Source organism: Alteromonas sp. BMJM2, from assembly GCF_027257845.1.
Lineage (GTDB): Bacteria > Pseudomonadota > Gammaproteobacteria > Enterobacterales > Alteromonadaceae > Alteromonas.
Genome location: NZ_JAPVOT010000001.1, coordinates 499,322 through 519,247 on the forward strand (window position 1 = coordinate 499,322; position 19,926 = coordinate 519,247).

Consider the following 19,926-nt stretch of genomic DNA (forward strand, 5'->3'; position numbering starts at 1 on the left):
TAGCACCATAGGCGGTTCAGCTAAGCAATTGCAGTTCAGCGTATTCCCTATACAAGGTATCGCTTTTCATCAAAGAGGCATGATCCCCAGTGGCCACTATGCTTCCTTCATCCATTACAACAATGCGGTCGGCGTGTTGAACCGTTGCTAGTCGATGAGCAATCACAATGCTGGTTTTCCCTTCCATTAAGCGGTTAATTGCCTGTTGAACCATTCGCTCACTCATGGCATCGAGGGCACTGGTTGCCTCATCAAGCAGTAAAATAGGTCGGTCGGCTAAAATAGCTCGGGCGATGGCGATGCGTTGTTTTTGCCCACCCGATAATTTAATTCCGCGTTCACCAAGCTGGGTGTCGTATCGGTTATCGAGGGCATCAATAAACTCGTGGGCAAAAGCAAGTTTTGCCGCTTTAACCACATCCTCATCAGTAGCCTCGGGTTTTCCATAGCGGATGTTGTCCATCACAGAACGAGCAAATACCACAGGCTCTTGAGTGACTACCGCTATTTGATTACGTAATTGCGCTAATGGCAGGTTGTTGATGTTGGTTTCGTTAAACTCAATGCTGCCCGATGATGGCTCATAAAAACGCATAAGAAGCTGAAATAATGTCGTCTTGCCTGCGCCGCTAGGGCCAACCAGCGCCAGTTTTTCTCCAGCGCGGATATTGAGGTTGAGGTTAGTAAACAGTGCTTTACTGCTAGGGTAGCTAAAACTGACATTGTTGATGTTTATTGCAGGAGACGCATTTTCCGCGAATGTGGCAACCGTTTTTTCATTGTCTGTATGACTTGAAGGGGGCTGAATATCTGATTCAGCTTGGATAAGTTGATAAAGACGCTCGCTGGCGCCCACGCCGCGCTGCACTTCTCCTATAACTTCACTTATTGTAGCGACGCTGCCACCAGCCATTACCGCATAGAACAAAAAGGCGGATAGTTCACCGACGGACATTTGCCCTTCTAGCACTTGGCGTGCGCCAACCCATGCGATAAAAATAATCGCCGTCATGCTTAAACACATTATGCAGCCAATAAGCAGCGAGCGATAATGTATTCGGTGTTCAGCGGCACCCATGGCAGCTTCTACTCTTGAGGCAAAATGAGAGCGTTCTTTATTTTCTGCCGTATAAGCCTGCACTGTCATGATTTCATGAAGACTCTCATCTATGTGTGAGCCTAAGTCTGCCACTTTGTCTTGACTAATTTTGGCAAACTTCCTGACTTGTGGAGCAAGTACTTTAATAGGTACTAATACCGCAGGTACTGCCACAATAACGCACAGCGTTAACAAGGGGCTCGATATACCCATTAAAATCAGAGCTCCCATGAATGTAATCACAGAACGCAGAGTCATTGACAGGCTCATACCAACGACTGTCTGGATAACCGTGGTATCACTGGTAAATCGAGAGATAACCTCACCGGTTCTCAATTCGGCAAAAAACGACGGGGGCAATGACAGCAAATGAGAATAAACTTGGTTTCTTATATCCGCGCTTACTCTCTCACCTAGCCATGTCATTAAATAGAAACGAGCATAGGTAGCAATACAGGCTAACAAGGTTATACCTAGTACAACAACGGTTGCTTGATTCAGCGTGTCAGAGGCGTTGTCCACAAACCCGTTGTCGATAGCATATTTGATCCCTTGGCCAAGCATTAGCCAAGCAATAGCGGCCGTGAGCAGGGCGACAATTGCACCCGCTACTCTTTTTTTGTAATGGCTTAAGTGAGAGCCAATCCAATGCAAAACCTGTTTAGTGGACACTTCATCAAGTGGAGTCGTCAAAATAGCCTCTTTATCAATACTTCGGGGGTTTGTTTAAGGTGCTCTGCAATCGCCACATGCGGCGCATTAGAATTGAGTATACGTGTTAATGGCTCCAGTTGATTTGTACATGCGACTACATTTGCAGTAAATCAGTTGGATGGGAGTTAGCCCCTAGGGCGTGTTGAACTTTGCTGTACGTTTTTGCAGCAAAGATCAACACGCCCTAGTAGATAAGCCACTTTTCGATAAGCTAATTTTTCGTTGCGCCGCTTTTAGGATCAAAGGACTTGTTTGCTGCTGTCAGCGTTGTCTCAGGTTCGCATACATGTTGAATATAACCCGCGCTAAAACAATCTTGGGTGTTGCAAGTGTTTAGTTTATGCTACAAAAAACTAATAAGGTTTCAGTCACTTCTGTGTTAAACCTTTCATTTATGGAGCATCTTGGTGAATTTTATTGAGCCACTATTTCAAAAAGTTCAGCGAATGTGGGTGGGGTTTGTAGAGTTACTTCCGCTACTTGCTATTGCACTCGTGGTTCTCATCATCACATGGCTGCTGGCTCGAATGCTCACTGCCTTTTTAAAGCGGTCTTTAAAAAATTCGAAAATCCGCCGTTCATTGTGCGAATTATTTGCCAGTCTTATTAAAGTAACCATATGGACTGTAGGTTTTCTTATTGCCATTACCATCATTTTTCCTAGCCTCACACCAGCGAAGTTACTCACTGTATTAGGGTTGGGCTCTGTAGCAGTAGGCCTTGCGTTTAAAGATATTTTCGAGAATTTCTTTGCGGGCATATTAATCATGTTGCGCAAGCCCATGCGCATCGGGGATTTTGTTGAATGCGAGAGCATTAAAGGGAAAGTTGAAAAAATAACGGTTAGAGAAACCTATCTTCGCAAAACGGATGATCAGCTCATCATCGTTCCCAATAGCTTTCTGTTTAAAAACCCCGTCTATGTACTCACTGACCTGTCACTTCGTCGCTTTGATCTTGTTGTTGGCGTTGCCTATGGTGAAGATGTCGATAGTGCCCGTGAAGTTATTCGTAGTGCATTAGAAGGCCTCGACGACATAAATCAACAGCGAGGTGTTGAAGTTTACGCCCGTGAATTCAATTCATCGTCTCTTGATTTCACCGTTCGCTGGTGGGCAAACTCACGACCCCTCGATATGCACAAAAGTAGGGACCTTGTTGTAACAGCAATTAAGAAAGCCTTAGACGAAGCCGGTATTGAAATTCCATTCCCTTATCGCACGCTTACGTTTAAGGAGCCGTTGCCGCTTAGCAATCACAATGATAATGAAGGTGTATGATGACAGTAAATGCTATTACTCACCCTATTTAATCGCTTATATTAAAAAGGTGGGTTGACTGTTTCACCTAACCGTAAGGATGCCAAAAGATGACACCAAAGATGAATAGAAAAATAAAAAAGGTGGCTAGCCTAACAATCGCTACAAGTTTTTTGTGCGTAATTAGCTATACCAGTATGGCAGATACTGCAACTGAGAAAAAAATCACGCAGTACATCGACCAATCTCTTGAGCAGTCAATGACAACGTTAGAAAAGACGGTGAATATTAATAGCGGCACGATGAATTTTGACGGTGTTAAAAAAGTTGGCGCTATTTATCGCTCTGAATTTGATGCAATGGGCTTTGACACCCAGTGGGTTGATGGCGCCGAGTTTAATCGAGCAGGGCACTTGGTAGCCAGCTACGGCAATACAGGGCCGAAAATACTGATGATTGGTCATTTAGACACGGTATTTGCAAAAGATGATGCATTTCAGACGTACCGCCATTTAGATGAGACTCATATTGCCGGCCCTGGTATTACAGATATGAAGGGTGGCGATGTGATAATTATTGCCGCCCTGCAGGCGCTCAAAGCACTCGACCTGCTAGATAAGGTGAGCATAAAAGTAGTAATGACTGGCGATGAAGAAAGTAGTGGGCGTCCACTTTCATTATCGAAAAAAGCACTAATTGATGCAGCTGTTTGGGCAGACGTCGCATTGGGTTTTGAAGATGCTGATGGCGATATTAAAACCGCAGTAGTTGCTCGGAGGGGTTCAATAGGGTGGCAGTTGGATGTAGCGGGTAAACCTGCTCATTCTTCTCAAATATTTACCGACAGCATAGGTTATGGGGCTATTTTTGAAACTGCGCGTATCTTAAACACATTTCGAGAAGAACTAGCCGGTGTTGGTAACATTACCTTTAACCCAGGGTTAATTGCGGGAGGAACCGAAGTGGAGGTTCATGCCGAAAATTCTATTGTCCAAGGCTTTGGAAAAACAAATGTGGTAGCCAAAGAGGTGACTGTAAAAGGTGGAATTCGCACACTGACCCAAGCTGAGCTCACTAAAGCAAAGCGTGTGATGCAAGACATAGTGACTAACAATTTAGCGCGCACGTCGGCAACGCTTACCTTCGCTGAAGGCTATCCACCAATGGCGCCAACCGAACAAAATTACGCCCTTTTAAAAATGTATAGCGACGTGAGTGAGTCGTTAGGCTACGGACCGATTGCGCCAGTAAACCCCCGCAATGCAGGGGCGGCTGATATTTCATTTGCCGCAGACCATGTCGACATGGCTATAGATGGCTTAGGATTGATGGGAGATGGCGGCCACACGAAAGATGAAGTTGCTGACATGTCTACATTTGCTCAAAACATTCACAAGGCAGCTGTGCTCATATATCGATTAAGCGAACAAGGACCGCCAAAACAAGACACCCCAAAACAAGGCCCCCCAAAACAAGGCACCCCAAAATAGATCGCGTATCTTTTTCAAAAGTGAGTGTAGACCTTTAGTGCACCACATTACTTAACGTGTAAGTTTGACCCCAAATTCAAGCGGGCCGCAAGACCGGCATGTCAGGCCCGCTAAATCCCATTTATCCCGCATTATTACTTGCATTCGAACACCACATCCGTATAATTCGCCAGCCTTCTATCAGGCGCTTACTTTTTGCGCGTGACAAGAGGGGTTAAGTTAACGGTAACGCTACAACGAGTTCGAGGCATTTTATGGTTACTATTCGTTTACAGCGTGGTGGCGCGAAAAAGCGTCCATTTTATCAACTAGTGGTTGCTGATAGCAGCCGTGCAAGAAACGGTCGTTTCATTGAAAACATCGGTTTCTTCAACCCAACTGCACAAGGTCAAGCGGAACGTCTTCGCATCGATCTTGAACGTGTAGATTACTGGGTTGGCGTAGGCGCGGGCTTATCAGATCGCGTATCTAGCTTGGTAAAAGAAGCGAAAAAATCTGCAGCGTAAGCTGTTTTAACTGGTGAGTATAGATGAGTCTAGCGTCTGACAAAGTGATTGTTGGCAAAATTGGAGCGCCCTACGGCGTTAAAGGTTGGGTCAAAATCAACAGCTATACAGAAAAGCCAGAGGGCATTTTCGAGTACACGCCTTGGTTTCTTGGTGAAGAAAAAGAATGTTCGATTGATCAATGGCGAACGCACGGCAAAAGCCTAGTTGCAAAGATTGAGGGTGTAGAGAACCGAGATGATGCTGAACGCGTCAAAAACTTGGATATTTACATTAACGCTTCGCAACTTCCCGACTTGGGCGACGATGGCATTTACTGGCGAGAGCTCACCGGCATGAAAGTGGTAACTACGCAAGGTTACGACTTAGGTGTGGTGAAAGAGGTATTTAACACAGGTGCTAACGACGTTATTCACGTTAAAGCTAATGTAGGCGATGCCTTTGGTCAAAAAGAAAGACTTGTGCCTTTTGTATTCGACGAAGTCGTACACGAGGTAGATAAGGAAGCGAAGGTCATTAAAGTTGACTGGGACCCGGGGTTTTAAGTGACACCGGAAAAGTGGTTCGGAGTTATTAGCCTTTTTCCAGATATGTTTTCCCCATTTACCCAACAGGGTGTAATAGGTAGGGCAGTTAAATCTGGTAAATTATCGGTTGATACCTTCAACCCCCGTGACTTTACTCATGATCGCCATCGTACAGTAGACGATCGCCCCTACGGAGGCGGACCCGGTATGCTTATGATGGTAAAACCGCTAACTGACGCGATACACGCTGCCAAGAATATTGGCGGTGAAAACAGTAAGGTGATCTACTTATCACCCCAAGGAAAACCCCTTGATCAGGCTGGCGTTAAACGCTTGGCCAGTATCGAACGCACAATTTTAATTTGCGGTCGATACGAAGGAATCGACGAACGCGTAATCGAAAGCCATGTAGATGAAGAAGTCTCCATTGGTGATTATGTGTTAAGCGGTGGAGAGCTTCCGGCGATGGTCTTAATGGACGCAGTTGCTCGATTAGTTCCCGGCGTGCTAGGGCATAAAGCCTCAGCAGTAGAAGATTCCTTCACAGACGGTCTTTTGGATTGCCCGCATTATACGCGGCCAGAAGTACTAGAAGGTCAAAAGGTGCCCGAGGTGTTATTAAGTGGTGATCACGAAAAAATTAGGCAGTGGCGACTGATGCAGTCTTTAGGTAGAACTATGCAACGTCGCCCTGATTTGTTAAATCACCTAGCTCTGACTGAGGAGCAGATGCGTTTGCTTGAATTATTCCAAGCGCAGCTGCGGCGAGATGACAGTTAACTAGGACGAGAGGATATGATGAGCAAAGTCAGTCAAGATATCATCAAAAAAATTGAGCAAGCACAGCTTAAAACTGATGTACCTGAATTTGGTCCAGGTGACACAGTAATTGTTAAAGTTCGCGTTACCGAAGGTGACAAAGAGCGTCTTCAGGCTTATGAAGGTGTTGTTATCGCTAAGCGTAACCGTGGTCTGCACTCGTCTTTTACCGTACGTAAGATTTCTAGCGGCGAAGGCGTTGAGCGTGTGTTCCAAACACACAGCCCGCAAATCGCTTCTGTTGAAGTTAAACGTCGCGGTGCGGTTCGTCGTGCTAAGCTTTATTATCTACGTGAGCGTTCAGGTAAATCTGCACGTATCAAAGAGAAGCTTAACTAAGATTATTAATTCTTGCGTTATTGTTAACTTCGAAAAAACCCGCCATGTGCGGGTTTTTTTGTGTCTGAATAAACCCCACCGAAAATAACGAGAAACACGTATTACCGAGGGTGTATTGGAGATGAGCGCCCTACACTATAAGTGATAGCGAATCTATAAGCGCGTTGTTCTCTGTGTCGATAACGCGAATAATATGCTTGTGAAGGCGTTTTTTATGTTCACCAAAGATAGCCCGCTTTTTATCAAATGTTTTGGCGTATTTAACTGCACCAAGCATTAACGCTTCTCGGCTGTCATAGGCTTTTGCTATGACATGGTCTTGCTCGAGTTCAATACCCGACACGCGCCGGCCTGACAGTTTCATCTCGTTAAAACGATAATAAGGCATGGCTTTTTTTACAAATTCAATCATGCCGGGTAAAAAGGGGATAGATAAATCGACTTCAGGAAAACAAAAGAACCCTTTGTCTGAACGCATAAAACGAAAATCACATGCACAAGCAAGAATAGCTCCGTTGCCAAAAGCATGACCGTTAATGGCGGCGATCACCGGTAGGGGAAACAACAGTAGGGTTTTAAATACGTCATCCATACTATGCATAAACGCTTTAATTTCATCAAACTGCTGCGCCTTCATTGCAGGCATTAACCAAGCGGTATCAATACCTAAACTAAAGCACTTTTCATCACTTGATGTGATCACCAGCGCTTTACACGAGGTGTTCTCGATAACGCACTGTAAGCTGTTTAACATGTCCTGAGCAAAGTCGGGGTTGTGTCGATTTTCACCGTTTTGCATCGTTAGAATAGCCACGTCACCATCGTAAGTTAACGCTATATTTTCCATTGGCGGTCTCTTTTACTTTATTGTTAACCGTATTCTTCTACAAATAAAAGCAAATGAGAAATTTAACCTAATGATATTTATTCATTGATGCATGCAAACCATTGCAGTCTTATTGTAAATTTGCACTACGGGGCGCTAGGCAACCACCACGCAGAAGAGCGAACTTACGTTACGTGCTCACGTTACGGGCTCATGTTATGGGCTCATGTTATGGGCTCATGTTACGGGCACGAATTACTAGCAAGACGGTTGCTGGTCTGCACTTGGTGCTAATGAAATCGACGGGTCCCAAATACGCTGCCAAATAGACTGTATGTCGCTTAAGTCGGGCCGTTCACTGAATTTTTCAAATGAACCCACCTCAACGCCTGAATCCGTTTGTTCGGCGACCTTAAAGTTAAACGCATAAGCACATTCTACGCCCATTCTTAAGTCTGAGAGAATGATGTCATCATCTTGTAATCGCACAGAATATAATCCTTTAGTAAACCATTGTAAGCGTTTTATGCTCCACTCGGATTGAACGGGCCTGAGCAGTTCAGGGGCGGTAGGGTAGGCGCTAACACTCACATCATCGGGTGAATCAAAAACAGAGGTATAGATTTCATAATATTTGTCTTCAGCGACTACCACGATACGCCATAACAGTGTAGTGAACGGCGCAGGTGTACTCATGTAGTGCTGTGACTGAATACCTTGTTTGGCTAACGCCGATTCAACGTTGTTATCAATAATAAGTTTGCCTATAAGTGACCAACCTAAATAGATGCAACTTACAAGTATACCGAATGCATTGGCTCGCGCTTTTGTTATGTTTTGAATCTTGGGCAATAAAACCATTATCAAGCCAACAAGTAACGGAATAGTGACCAATGGGTCGATAATGAATATGTTCGATATGGCAAAGGGGTATTCGGTTATGGGCCACAACAACTGAGTACCATAAACCGTACAGCTATCTAAAATTGCGTGGGTAGATAAACACAAAAATACCAACCAAAACCAACGGTATTTGAATGTCGATGTGCCTTTGTGAATGTGTGTGAGTAACCACACAATTAATGGGCTAACAAGCAAATGAACTAACAGCGAGTGGCTAAAGCTGCGGTGGTAGGTAAATGCTTCAACGGCACCCTCGTAGGGTAAAAAAACATCTAAGTCCGGAACGGTGCCAAGTATTGCGCCCCATAAAGCCGCTTTTCTACCCATTTTGTTTCCAAGTACCGCATAACCAACTGCGCCACCTAATGCCGCTTGTGTGAGGGAGTCCATATAGTCTACTTAGTTTTTGAATTTATACTCATACGACGGGAGCCCTTCATCAGGCCAATTTCCTCGTAAAGCAACCCATACTGTTTGAGAAAGCATCACATCTCTCTAAAGCGCCATGCTTTATATCTCAAAAGCATCCCAAAACACAGAAAACCCATAAGCTCACAACTGGTCAATAAATGCTCGCAGTGGATGACAAAACCCCATTATGGCCATTCATTATCTTCGCATCTAACCTAGATCAAAGTATTATGCGTTATTGCTTGCTTCACTAGTGGTTAATTGTTAAAAAGTCAACGACGTTAAAGAAATATAGAAAAAGCTGGTTGTACAATAAGGTTTACATGCAGGTTGCATACTCTTTTGGCGTTTAATAATTTTTTTCATTTTTTAGTTAAGAGAGCTTTCCATGATCAAGGACACTGTTAATAATGTTCACGTAAGTGCAGAAGATGTGCTTATTACTCCTGATGCGTTAAGTGCTGAACTGCCTGTTTCAGACAAAGCGTTAGCGGCTATCTCAGATTCACGCCAAATTATTTCAGATATCATTCATCGCCGTGACCACCGTATGCTTGTGGTTTGTGGTCCATGCTCAATCCATGATGTGGAAGCGGCCAAAGAGTATGCGTTGAAGCTAAAAGAACTTCATGAGTCATGTAAAGACACGCTATTTATTGTGATGCGCGTTTATTTTGAAAAGCCTCGTACTACGACAGGCTGGAAAGGCTTAATTAACGACCCGCATCTCGATGGCACGTTCGATATTGAAGCTGGCTTACGCAAAGCCCGAGAACTTTTAATTTGGTTAGCAGAATTAGAGCTTCCGGTTGCAACCGAAGCACTCGATCCTATCAGCCCCCAGTACCTCGCTGAGTTATTTAGCTGGTCAGCTATTGGTGCGCGTACCTCAGAGTCGCAAACTCACCGAGAAATGGCAAGTGGCCTATCCATGCCAGTGGGTTTCAAAAATGGCACAGACGGCGGTTTAGGTATTGCTATCAATGCGCTTAAGTCAGCTGCGTCAGGCCATCGTTTTATGGGAATTAATAAGCAAGGCCAAGTGAGTATCATTGGTACTAGCGGGAATCCAGATGGGCATATTATTCTTCGTGGCGGGAAGCAGCCTAATTACGATTCAGTGTGCGTTTCTGAGTGCGAACTTGAGATGCAAGATGCGAATCTTACGGCAGGTTTAGTGGTTGATTGCAGCCACGCTAACTCTTCAAAAGATTACCGTCGTCAGCCTTTAGTTGCGCAAAATGTGGTCAATCAAATTTTGGAGGGTAATCAATCTATTATCGGCATTATGCTCGAGAGTCACTTAAAGCCTGGCAATCAAAAAGCAGAAGGTAAGAAATACGAGGAGTTAGACTATGGTGTTTCAATTACCGATGGCTGTATTGATTGGGAAAGCACTGAAAACCTCATATCTCAAACCAGAGATAAATTGATAACTGTGCTACCCTTACGTCAAAATAAGCGCACAGTAGCATAACAAATTGCTAGGGCGTGTTGATCTTTGCTGTACATTTTTGCAGCGGTCTGTGAGCTATTTAGACAAGGCGAATGGTTGAAGGTCTAGCAGGCTAAATCGAAACCATTCAACGCAGAGTAAATAGCTCACAGGCGCTGCCCGAAGGGGGCGTTATGGAAGCATTTCACTCTTTGTCGCCGCTTTTTTATTTGGGCCCTTTGACTTAGCCCACTAGGCCTACAGGACTGTTTCGCGATTAAAATGCTTCCATTTAGCCCAAAACTCGTACAACAAAGATCAACACGCCCTAGTGCCATTTGATTCAAGGATAAACCACAATGGCCGATTTTTCACAGCAATTGGCATCACTGCGCGAAGGCATCGACGAGCTGGATACCCAGCTCGTTGAACTGCTTTCAAAGCGCAATGAAATCACCACCAAAGTAGGGAAGATTAAAGCGCAAGCGGGAATGCCTGTTTACGTTCCCGAACGGGAGAAAGCCCTTATTGCTTCAAGGCGACAACAAGCTGAAGAAATGGGCGTTTCTGCTGATTTAACCGAAGATCTTCTTCGCCGCGTTATGCGCGAATCTTATCATACCCAAAACAATGAATACCGCTGCGTGAAACCAGATATTGACAATGTGGTTGTTATTGGTGGTGGGGGTGCACTCGGACGAGTGTTTGTTAGTTTGTTTCAGCGCAGTAAATACAACGTGGGCGTTGTTGAAAAAGACGACTGGGAAAATGGAAGCGCGCATACACTGTTGTCAAACGCTTCACTAGTTATTGTGGCAGTACCTATCAATTTAACCGAAGCGGTTATAAAGCGCTTAACCATGCTACCTGATAACTGTATTCTTGCAGACATTACCAGTATAAAAGCAATGCCGCTAAACGCCATGCTTGGTGTTCACAAAGGGCCTGTGGTGGGATTACATCCCATGTTTGGGCCTGACGCCCCGGGTATGATTAAGCAGGTGGTGGTGGTGTGTAAAGGTCGCGGCAGTGATAAGTATGAGTGGTTAATAGAGCAAATGCGAATCTGGGGCGCGACTGTTCACAACTCTAGCGCAAAAGAGCACGATGAGGCTATGGCATATATACAGGTTATGCGCCACTTCAACACGTTTGTGTATGGCCAACATCTTAAAGGTGAAAACCCCAATTTAGACTCACTGACCATGTTCAGCTCGCCTATCTATCGCTTAGAATTGGCTATGGTTGGACGATTGTTTGCTCAGTCTCCTCAGTTATACGCCGACATTATTTTTAATAACCCCGATAATTTTGCACTATTGCGAAGATTTTACGAGCGCTTTGGATTAGCGTTATCACTGTTAGAAAGTGGTGATAAGAAAGGGTTTGTTGAGCAGTTTATGAAAGTTGGCGGCTGGTTTGGCGATTATGCAAAAAAATGTTTAGTGGATAGTAAACAGTTATTGCTGAAAGCTGACGATGGGCAGCTATTGAGAGACAAATAAAATCTCGCTCAGTAGGCATAAAAGGTTTTTGAGTTAATCAATATAAAAAAGCGAGGTATCGTTTGATGCCTCGCTTTTTTGGTCTTCGCGAAATCAATAACCTTATGATTGTCACGGCGGTTTTTAGTTACTGCGCAAGAGCGCTTGCCGCAGCCACCTTAGTAGGGCTTATTTCCTCGCTAGGATAGCAACCAAGTACTTTAATATAACGAGTAATGCTTTGTAGCGAAGCAAACGCGATCTGCACAGGGCCATCTTCCACGTTGCCTTCAACATCAATGTAAAACATTTCCTCCCAAGGGTTCCCTGGAATGGGGCGAGACTCTAGCTTCGTCATATTTATCTTATTTTCTCGCAATACAAGTAGTGCTTCAACGAGCGCACCCGGCTTTTGAATTGTTGACATAACAAGTGTGGTTTTTGCCGGAACTTGCAGCGGTACAGTCACTGCGTTTCTTGCCACAACAATAAAGCGGCTGTGGTTTTCTTTTTGATTGGCTAAATTACTTTTTATCGCTGTAAGACCATAAAGGTTTCCACCTGCTTCGCTACCAATGGCGGCCACGTCATCACGCGCTAAATCACTCACCGTAAGCATTGCAGAAGAGGTACTGTCCATGGTTTTTACTTCCACGTTGCCCAACTCCGCTAAAAAGTGACTGCACTGTGTAAAAACTTGAGGGTGAGCATACAGTGTCTTAATTTTTTCAATTGAAGTGTTAGTACCTACCAATAGAGTATGGCGAATAGGGTGCGTGAGTTCACCAATAATACTCAATTGAGTGTGTTGGAGTTGGTCGTAAACTTCGTTGATACTGCCTGAGGTAGTGTTTTCAATAGGTAATACGGCGTAATCAGCTTCAGTATTTTCTACCTTGTGGATGATTTCAGCAAAGCTCTGGCACCCAATCTCTAATAACTCACCAGGGCGGCGAGAAAAATACTTTTGGGTAGCAAGGTAGGAATATGACCCTTTATCACCTAAAAAAGCGACTCGATTGAGGGGTAAGGTACTGCCTGGGTTTGCCCGTTCAGCAAGCATAGCCTGTTGATTAAGCACTGAGTCTTCAATGATCACATGAAAGAGTTGCGTTACATAGTGAGGGTCTAAGTTTACTCGCTGTCCCTCCTTAATTAAACGTACGAGAAGCTGCTCTTCACGTTTTTGATCTCGTACGGGGATGTGATGTTTGATTTTTGTTTCGGCTACTTCGTTGGTGAGTTTTCTTCTTTCAGCCAATAAGTTTAATAATTCACTGTCAAGCGCAGTAATACGCTTCCTAACAGCATCTAGTGCATTGTCTGACATAATATTCCCGTATAAAAATCTAAATCTGTGACTTTAAAAGTTGTAAAAAAAAACCTCCCTGAAGGGAGGTTCTTATGCATGTAGCTGCGCCCCCCTAGTTAAAGGATGTAAACGCAAAAAATAAGATGGCTACGTGCTTTTTATTCGTTTTCATATTGCGAATGTAAGTGTATTACCTATATCTGTCAATTCTTTTTTACAAGCTACGTAAATTATTTCTTCGCAAAAGTTGAAATAAATTTTAAAGGTTAGATTCGGGAGGCGGAGTAGCTAGAAACCACAGCTTTACCAGCAATAATTGAGCTATCGCCTCATTCAATAGCTCAATATAGTGATAAAAACCTATTAGTTTAGTGACTTAATAGGGCCGAAAGCATCTGCCTTACTTCTGTAGGCTCAAAGGGCTTATCGCATAGGGCATTCACGCCAGTTTGCTGAATGTTTGCCATGTGCATACTGTCAGCAGATTCTGATGTAACCATTATAATTGGGATATGCGTTGTCTCTGGGTTGAACCTGATGAATTCAGATAGTTCTCTTCCATCCATTTCCGGCATGTTGTAATCGGTTACTACCAAATCGAAAGCTTCATCTTTGATAAATGTCAACGCCATAGCACCGTTTTCGGCCTCTTTAATTCGTTGTAATCCCATACCTTCTAACACTCTACGAATATGGTTGCGTGCCAGTTTACTATCGTCTACCAATAATACTCTCACGTCATGTACATCAAACAGGTCTAAGTCAAGCTCATCGTGATTGATAAGGTCAAGGCTTGCATTTAGTGCTCTAGAAAGGTGAAGCGGTTCAAATGGTTTAGGCAGAATAGCTGCAACGCCGGCCTGTTTAAATTCTTCTAACTTACTCATTCGATTTTCGCTTGAAACTAACATGAATGGGATAGTGTTAAACTCATCACTCTCTTTTATGAATTTAAGCAGTTCCAGGGCGGTTCCGTCCTCAAAGTACATTGAGCTAACGACCAAGTCGGCGCCGTGTGCGCGGATGGCTGATTTTGCTTCACCGAATGTACTAACAGGATCAATTTCCTTAACACTTTCTTTAAGCAATAAGGTAGTGATTATCTTCCTCTGTGTATCAGAAGGCTCTACCAAAATAATATGTAAATCAGAAATTGACAGCTTTTCCATTTCAGACTCTTTTTGTTATGTGTTTATGAAAAAGGAGGAGGGATGTACATTATCCTCCTGCAAGTTTTACCTTATAATTTTTTTCTTCTAACAACTGGCGAAGTTTTTCCCGATCATCGGTTTGAACTTCAATAACGCCGTCTTTAACCGCTCCGCCGCAGCCACACTTCTTTTTGAGTTCTGAACCTAATTTTTTTAGGTCTGCAGGTGGCATGTCTAACCCTTTGATAAGAGACACACCTTTACCCTTACGGCCCTTTGTTTCTCGGTGAATACGAACGATACCATCTTCTGACACTGAGCGAGAATGGGGCTTCTGTTCCGGTTTGACTTTACCGCTTTCAGTACTGTAAACCAAAAGTGCATCTTGCCAATCTTGCATATTTGCCTCTAACTTTAAACTTAACCTTTTATTTCCCAGAAAAACTGTCATGCTGAATGCCAGAATGTCTGCGAAATTATTGCAATCTTGTACTACCATCAAGGATAGCAAAATTGATGACATATGATGAAATTTTTCTTAACAAATGACATTGGAGACTCAATGACAATCACATCGCAGTATCGCCAAGACGGCGAGGTTTTAGTTATAAGGGTGGGAGAAAAGTTCGACTTTAGTAACGTTGAGGAATTTAGAAATGCCTATAGCGACCTGCCTGATAAAACGAAAGAAATCGCTGTGGATTTATCAATTACAGAGTATATGGATAGCTCAGCGTTAGGTATGTTGTTAAACATGCAGAAGTCGCTCAAGAGTGGCAACTACGCGTATAGCATAGAAAATGCTCGCCCACAGGTGAGTAAAATTCTAGAAATTTCACGTTTCGACAAAAAGTTTAAACTTCGCTAGGAAGGCACAAAAAATTTAAGTACTAGAAGGTAGAGTACTACTGAATTAGACAATTAGAGTACTGCTGCATTAGGAAATAAAGTGTTTCAGCGCATGAATAAATGTCGGTGAACTCTCTAGTGTTAAGGATAGGTACTATGAAAATTCTTATTGTCGATGATGAGCCAATCAATCGTATTTTGCTCTTAAATATGCTTAACGCAGAGGGCTATGAAGATTGTATTGAGGCTGAAAATGGCTCACAGGCCATTGAAAAATTCAAATCAGAATCGCCAGATCTCATTTTACTCGACGTTATTATGCCAGATATGAGCGGCTTTGATGTAGTGCCTCAGCTACGCAAGCATACGTCGAAGGAATATCTCCCTATTCTCTTTATCACCGCACTAGAAGATAAAGCCAGCCTTGTTAAGTGCTTAGAAGTTGGCGGTAATGATTTTGCGACTAAGCCCTTCGATAGACACATTCTTATTGCCAAAATTCGAGCACACTTAAAAATCAGAGCGTTGAGTCAGCGCATAGAGCAGCAAAATAAGGCGCTATTACTATTCAACCAAAGGGTCGCTCGCGAACACGCTATTGTTGAGCATATTTTCAGTAATGCAATAGTCAACGATCCCCGGGTGCTTTCCTATTTTGATTACTGCATAAAACCAGCAGATAGCTTCAATGGCGATTTGTTTTTGTGCGAGAAAAGCCCAAGCGGCGGCATTTATTTCGTCGTTGGAGATTTTACAGGGCACGGCTTGGCGTCTGCTGTGGGTGCATTACCGGTCACTAGAGCGTTTCAGGAAATGTCTCAGCAAGGCGTAACTGTGGCTGAAGTTGCTAGAGAGCTGAACAATATTTTACTAAAGTTTCTTCCCCACGATATGTTTATGGCAGCGGTAATTGGAGAGATTGACTCGACAGGCTCGCATATAACGCTATGGCAAGGTGGCATGCCTGCCGTAATGCTTACTGGAAAAGCGGCATCTGAGTTACGACAGCGGCCCTCTCGGCATATGGCACTTGGTATCTTAGATGATGACGAATTTGACATGGCATGTGATACGGTTCACTTAGCTCATAATGAGCAGTTAATTATTGTGAGCGACGGCTTGATAGAAGTGATGGATAGCAAGAAAAACATGCTGTTAGAGGATGGTATTAATGATGTTATTAAGACAAAACTCATTAATAATGAAGTCATAACTGCACAGGCGTTATACGAGAGTGCTTTATTATTTAATGTAAATGATTCATTTGACGATGATGTCTCTGCTGTCATTTTTTCTGCCCAGCCAATCCAACTCCTACCAACTGTGAAAAGTCAGCTTGGCTTGCCATCTACCCATGAAGTCGCGCTGACTGCTGATTTATTAAAGCAGCCCGATGTATTGCAACGAGTATTACAGATAGCAGGGCAGTGTGAAGGAGTTCAAAGTATACGTTCAGTTTTATATACTGTTCTGTCCGAATTATTCAATAACGCTTTAGAGCATGGTGTCCTAAAACTCAATTCAGAAATGAAAAGCACTAGCGAAGGCTTTCATGCTTATTATGAATTGCGAGAAGCAGCACTGAAAAAGCTTGATGAGGCTAATATAATAATACGAATTAAGTCTTTACCTAGTGAACAAAAAATACAAGTTTCAGTGGTAGACAGTGGGAATGGATTTGACTGGGACAGCTTAAAAAATGTGAATAATGACGAGTCATTTGGTCGAGGTTTAGCAATGGTGCATGCTTTGTGCTCAAAAGTGGGTTTTGAAGACGGAGGGCGCAAAGTAACTTGTGTGCTCGAAACAGGCCCTTGTTAGCGCTAATTTTAGACCACTAAACGATAACTTCTTTCGTTGTTATGCAGTTAAGGTTAAAAGTACAAAAATCGCAACAGGAGCTACGATGCTTAAACAATTCTTAACCTTGTTTGAAGATGCAACAAAAGAACAGAAACCGGCATATTCTTTTGAACTGGCAACGGCAGCGCTATTGAGCGAAATAGTGAATGCCGATAACGAAGTCACAGAAGACGAGCGAAAAGCGTATCAACAGCAACTCAAAAAGCATGTAAATATTGACGATGAAGCGCTGGCCCTCTTACTAGAAGAAGGGAATCAAACATCTGAAGATGCTATTGATGTGGTTCAGTTTACCAGAGTAGTTAACGAACACTGTGGGAGTGAAGAAAAAGCAAACATCATTCGCAGCCTATGGACCATAGCATATGCAGACAAAACTTTGGCGCCTCTTGAGGAGAGTACAATAAGGCAAATCGCAGATTTACTTTATGTGCCTCACAGTCAATTTATCAAAACAAAATTGGATGTAAAGGAGCGCCAGGCAGACGATTGAGCCTTGTCTATTAGTGAATATTGCGCCAAATATGGCGTTAAAAGAGTTGTCTTTTACGCTTCTTCACATATTATTTTACCCCTTTAGCGGGTAAACTCATCTGCCGTCCATTACGTTACTGTTTCGTCTAACAAGGTTGTGTTGGTGTTTAAATCGATAAAATTAACCATGGGTATTGTAATAGCAATATCGATGTCTGCGCTTGCTACCGCTGTATTTGTGATCAACAAGGTTGAACACAATTCACAGGTGGAACAGGTAGTAGAAAACAATATCAGCGCACTTAGCAATAGTTTGGCGTCACAATTGAGCGTACTTGCCGACACCGGGTCAGATAATGTAGACAGATATGAGTTAATATTTAAATCAGTAAGAGAGCATGACTACCTCATATCAGCTACGCTTTACGATACTAACTACGATTCAATTACGTCAGTAGTGCTGAGAAAGGAGTCTGATTTTGGTTCTTCCATTCCTTCTTCGCCTCGCGACATTCCCTATGGCGTAACATTTCACTCCACCGACGTGATTACTACGCACAACCTTGTGGGAACGAGTACTTATCCTCTTGGTCATGTAGTTATTCATGCTGACGCTCGCGCTGCTGTACCCGTACAAAGTTCAAGAGCACTAGTGCGCCAAGGTTTTCTTATTTTTGCCATTGGTTTGTTGTGTGTTGGGATTTGTCTGTTGGTTACCCATCGGCTTATTACGCCATTGTTTGAGCTTAAGCGGTTTACGCAGGATCTTTTTGAAACAAAAGATTATGCACTGCGAAGCTCTATTTCTTCGCAAAACGAGTTTGGTCAACTGGGGTCAAATATCAATAGTTTGCTTGATACTATTGAGGTTGAGCTATTGATAAATTTTGAACAAAAGCAGACGCTGTTTGATCAACAAGAAACCATGGCGAGGCTAGCTAACTACGACAGCTTAACGGGGCTTCCTAACAGACAATACGTGCTTGATAATTTGAGACTTGAGTTAGCCCGTGCAAAGCGGAACGACGAAGACATAATGCTGTTGTTCTTTGACCTAGATGGATTCAAAGGCATTAACGATTCATTAGGTCATGAAACGGGTGATCTGATTTTGATTGAAGTTGCTGACAGAGTTCAGCGCCTATTGCGCAATGACGATTTATTTGCCCGTTTAGGCGGTGACGAGTTTATCGTTCTTCCAGATAGAGAAGTAAACGATTATGCCGCTGAGCAGTTAGCAATACGTCTACTTGCTGCATTTGACGAGCCTTTTGAAATGCAGGGCCTTTCTTTAACCGTAGGAATAAGCGTTGGGGTGGCAAAAGCGAGTGATGCAGGTTTTGAGCTTAGTGACCTCATGAGTAACGCCGATTTAGCAATGTATAGGTCTAAGGCAAGGGGACGAGGAAGTTACACGCTCTTTACGCCAGACATGGTGGAATCTCATAAACGTAAGCTTCAGATTGCAAATGGCATAGAACAGGGGTTGCGCGAAGACGAGTTTATCGTTTATTACCAAGTGAAGGTAGACAATAACGGTCATATTGTTGGCGCTGAAGCCCTTATTCGCTGGCAACATCCGGAATTTGGGTTTGTCATGCCCAATGAGTTTATTCCAATTGCCGAGCAGGGAGGCAAGATTACTGCCATTACACAGTGGATAATTAAGCGTGTATGCATAGACCTTCCCGATATTAAACACTGGGCTCCTCAGAATTTTAAAGTGTCGGTTAATTTATCCGGGCACGATCTCAGAAACGCACAGCTTTTTGACTACATATACAACACGTTAAATGTTTACGATGTAAATCCTGAAAATATGGAGTTTGAGGTAACAGAGAGCGCCTATCTTGAGAACTTCCAGCTGTCTAATAAGTTTTTTAGGCGAATGAGTAATATGGGGTGCTCCATTGCCCTAGATGACTTTGGAACGGGATATTCTTCATTGAGTTATTTAACACAAATTACTATCGACACACTGAAAGTTGATCGGCAATTTGTTATGGAGCTGCAAACCTCTGAGCGCAGCAGGTTAGTAACCGGTGCGATTATCGATTTAGCAAAACGTTTGTCTCTGACCGTGTGTGCCGAAGGAATTGAGACCTATGAGCAGTGGGACTACCTACGACATCATGGTTGCGATAACGTACAAGGCTTTATGTTTAGTAAACCGGTTCCGTTGAAAACGTTACTCAGCTTGGCGCCTTTCTACGATGAAAATCAATTTAAGTCGTAGAATCGTGTAATAAAAGTGTTTCTAATCAGCAACACAAATCTATGTTGTTAATTCTTTTAATTTCTCAAGCATCTGATAAATAGCACTATTTGTATTTTTATATAAAGTGGCGCGAATCTAGCTATGTAATATAAGTGCTAGCGTAACAACCACTGATGTTGGCTAATTTGACGCATAAACGCAGAGATTATTTACACTTACGTTGACGCCTTACGCTATTCATCTTAAG

General features: G+C 43.2%; 18 protein-coding genes. 12 read left to right on the forward strand and 6 right to left on the reverse strand.

Going from position 1 to position 19,926, the window contains the following annotated elements; all coding sequences use genetic code 11:
• Positions 1 to 16 precede the first annotated feature (16 nt).
• The gene (locus O9X84_RS02140) at positions 17 to 1,792 is read right to left on the reverse strand and encodes an ABC transporter transmembrane domain-containing protein (protein WP_269517883.1); all 1,776 of its coding nucleotides are present in this window, start codon (positions 1,790 to 1,792) and stop codon (positions 17 to 19) included.
• 428 nt (positions 1,793 to 2,220) lie between these two features.
• Between O9X84_RS02140 and O9X84_RS02145 the strand changes: the two genes are divergently transcribed.
• The 6 genes from O9X84_RS02145 (at position 2,221) to rplS (ending at position 6,753) form a co-directional block, all read left to right on the forward strand.
• A complete protein-coding gene (locus O9X84_RS02145; protein ID WP_269517884.1) occupies positions 2,221 to 3,093 on the forward strand; it encodes a mechanosensitive ion channel family protein in 873 nt (290 codons plus the stop codon).
• 89 nt (positions 3,094 to 3,182) lie between these two features.
• Entirely contained in the window at positions 3,183 to 4,562 is a 1,380-nt protein-coding gene (locus tag O9X84_RS02150; protein WP_269517885.1) for a M20/M25/M40 family metallo-hydrolase, read from the forward strand.
• A gap of 254 nt (positions 4,563 to 4,816) precedes the next feature.
• The gene (rpsP, locus tag O9X84_RS02155; protein ID WP_032094545.1) at positions 4,817 to 5,068 is read left to right on the forward strand and encodes a 30S ribosomal protein S16; all 252 of its coding nucleotides are present in this window, start codon (positions 4,817 to 4,819) and stop codon (positions 5,066 to 5,068) included.
• Positions 5,069 to 5,091: 23 nt separating this feature from the next.
• Complete coding sequence (gene rimM / locus O9X84_RS02160) at positions 5,092 to 5,613, forward strand: ribosome maturation factor RimM (protein ID WP_032094546.1); 522 nt, start codon at positions 5,092 to 5,094, stop codon at positions 5,611 to 5,613.
• 45 nt (positions 5,614 to 5,658) lie between these two features.
• Positions 5,659 to 6,375 (forward strand): tRNA (guanosine(37)-N1)-methyltransferase TrmD, encoded by a 717-nt coding sequence (trmD, locus tag O9X84_RS02165; protein WP_052010028.1) that lies wholly within the window; start codon positions 5,659 to 5,661, stop codon positions 6,373 to 6,375.
• 18 nt (positions 6,376 to 6,393) lie between these two features.
• Positions 6,394 to 6,753 carry a 50S ribosomal protein L19 gene (rplS, locus tag O9X84_RS02170; RefSeq protein WP_032094606.1) on the forward strand — a complete coding sequence of 120 codons (360 nt, stop codon included), beginning with the start codon at positions 6,394 to 6,396 and terminating at the stop codon, positions 6,751 to 6,753.
• 130 nt (positions 6,754 to 6,883) lie between these two features.
• On the opposite strand, the gene O9X84_RS02175 is transcribed toward rplS, so the two are convergent.
• The gene (locus O9X84_RS02175; protein ID WP_269517886.1) at positions 6,884 to 7,600 is read right to left on the reverse strand and encodes an enoyl-CoA hydratase/isomerase family protein; all 717 of its coding nucleotides are present in this window, start codon (positions 7,598 to 7,600) and stop codon (positions 6,884 to 6,886) included.
• A 237-nt stretch (positions 7,601 to 7,837) separates the two neighbouring features.
• Positions 7,838 to 8,872: a metal-dependent hydrolase gene (locus tag O9X84_RS02180; RefSeq protein ID WP_269517888.1), complete on the reverse strand. Its 1,035-nt coding sequence runs from the start codon at positions 8,870 to 8,872 to the stop codon at positions 7,838 to 7,840.
• A gap of 409 nt (positions 8,873 to 9,281) precedes the next feature.
• On the opposite strand from O9X84_RS02180, the gene O9X84_RS02185 reads away from it, so the two are divergent.
• On the forward strand, positions 9,282 to 10,370 hold the full coding sequence (locus O9X84_RS02185; RefSeq protein ID WP_269517889.1) for a 3-deoxy-7-phosphoheptulonate synthase: 1,089 nt from the start codon (positions 9,282 to 9,284) through the stop codon (positions 10,368 to 10,370).
• A 317-nt stretch (positions 10,371 to 10,687) separates the two neighbouring features.
• The gene (gene tyrA / locus O9X84_RS02190) at positions 10,688 to 11,833 is read left to right on the forward strand and encodes a bifunctional chorismate mutase/prephenate dehydrogenase (RefSeq protein ID WP_269517890.1); all 1,146 of its coding nucleotides are present in this window, start codon (positions 10,688 to 10,690) and stop codon (positions 11,831 to 11,833) included.
• A gap of 127 nt (positions 11,834 to 11,960) precedes the next feature.
• Here the strand turns inward: tyrA and pheA are convergent, their stop codons facing one another.
• The 3 genes from pheA to yciH all read right to left on the reverse strand — a co-directional run bounded on the left by pheA (position 11,961) and on the right by yciH (position 14,675).
• On the reverse strand, positions 11,961 to 13,142 hold the full coding sequence (gene pheA / locus O9X84_RS02195; RefSeq protein WP_269517891.1) for a prephenate dehydratase: 1,182 nt from the start codon (positions 13,140 to 13,142) through the stop codon (positions 11,961 to 11,963).
• Positions 13,143 to 13,492: 350 nt separating this feature from the next.
• Positions 13,493 to 14,293, reverse strand: coding sequence for a response regulator (locus O9X84_RS02200; protein ID WP_269517892.1), 801 nt, complete (start codon positions 14,291 to 14,293; stop codon positions 13,493 to 13,495).
• Positions 14,294 to 14,342: 49 nt separating this feature from the next.
• Positions 14,343 to 14,675, reverse strand: coding sequence for a stress response translation initiation inhibitor YciH (gene yciH, locus O9X84_RS02205; protein ID WP_269517893.1), 333 nt, complete (start codon positions 14,673 to 14,675; stop codon positions 14,343 to 14,345).
• Positions 14,676 to 14,837: 162 nt separating this feature from the next.
• Between yciH and O9X84_RS02210 the strand changes: the two genes are divergently transcribed.
• From O9X84_RS02210 to O9X84_RS02225, 4 genes are all read left to right on the forward strand, one after another.
• On the forward strand, positions 14,838 to 15,143 hold the full coding sequence (locus O9X84_RS02210; protein ID WP_269517894.1) for an STAS domain-containing protein: 306 nt from the start codon (positions 14,838 to 14,840) through the stop codon (positions 15,141 to 15,143).
• Between the two features lie 137 nt (positions 15,144 to 15,280).
• Positions 15,281 to 16,945 (forward strand): fused response regulator/phosphatase, encoded by a 1,665-nt coding sequence (locus tag O9X84_RS02215; protein WP_269517895.1) that lies wholly within the window; start codon positions 15,281 to 15,283, stop codon positions 16,943 to 16,945.
• A gap of 85 nt (positions 16,946 to 17,030) precedes the next feature.
• Positions 17,031 to 17,480 (forward strand): tellurite resistance TerB family protein, encoded by a 450-nt coding sequence (locus tag O9X84_RS02220; RefSeq protein WP_269517896.1) that lies wholly within the window; start codon positions 17,031 to 17,033, stop codon positions 17,478 to 17,480.
• A 144-nt stretch (positions 17,481 to 17,624) separates the two neighbouring features.
• A complete protein-coding gene (locus O9X84_RS02225; RefSeq protein ID WP_269517897.1) occupies positions 17,625 to 19,697 on the forward strand; it encodes a putative bifunctional diguanylate cyclase/phosphodiesterase in 2,073 nt (690 codons plus the stop codon).
• Positions 19,698 to 19,926 lie beyond the last annotated feature (229 nt).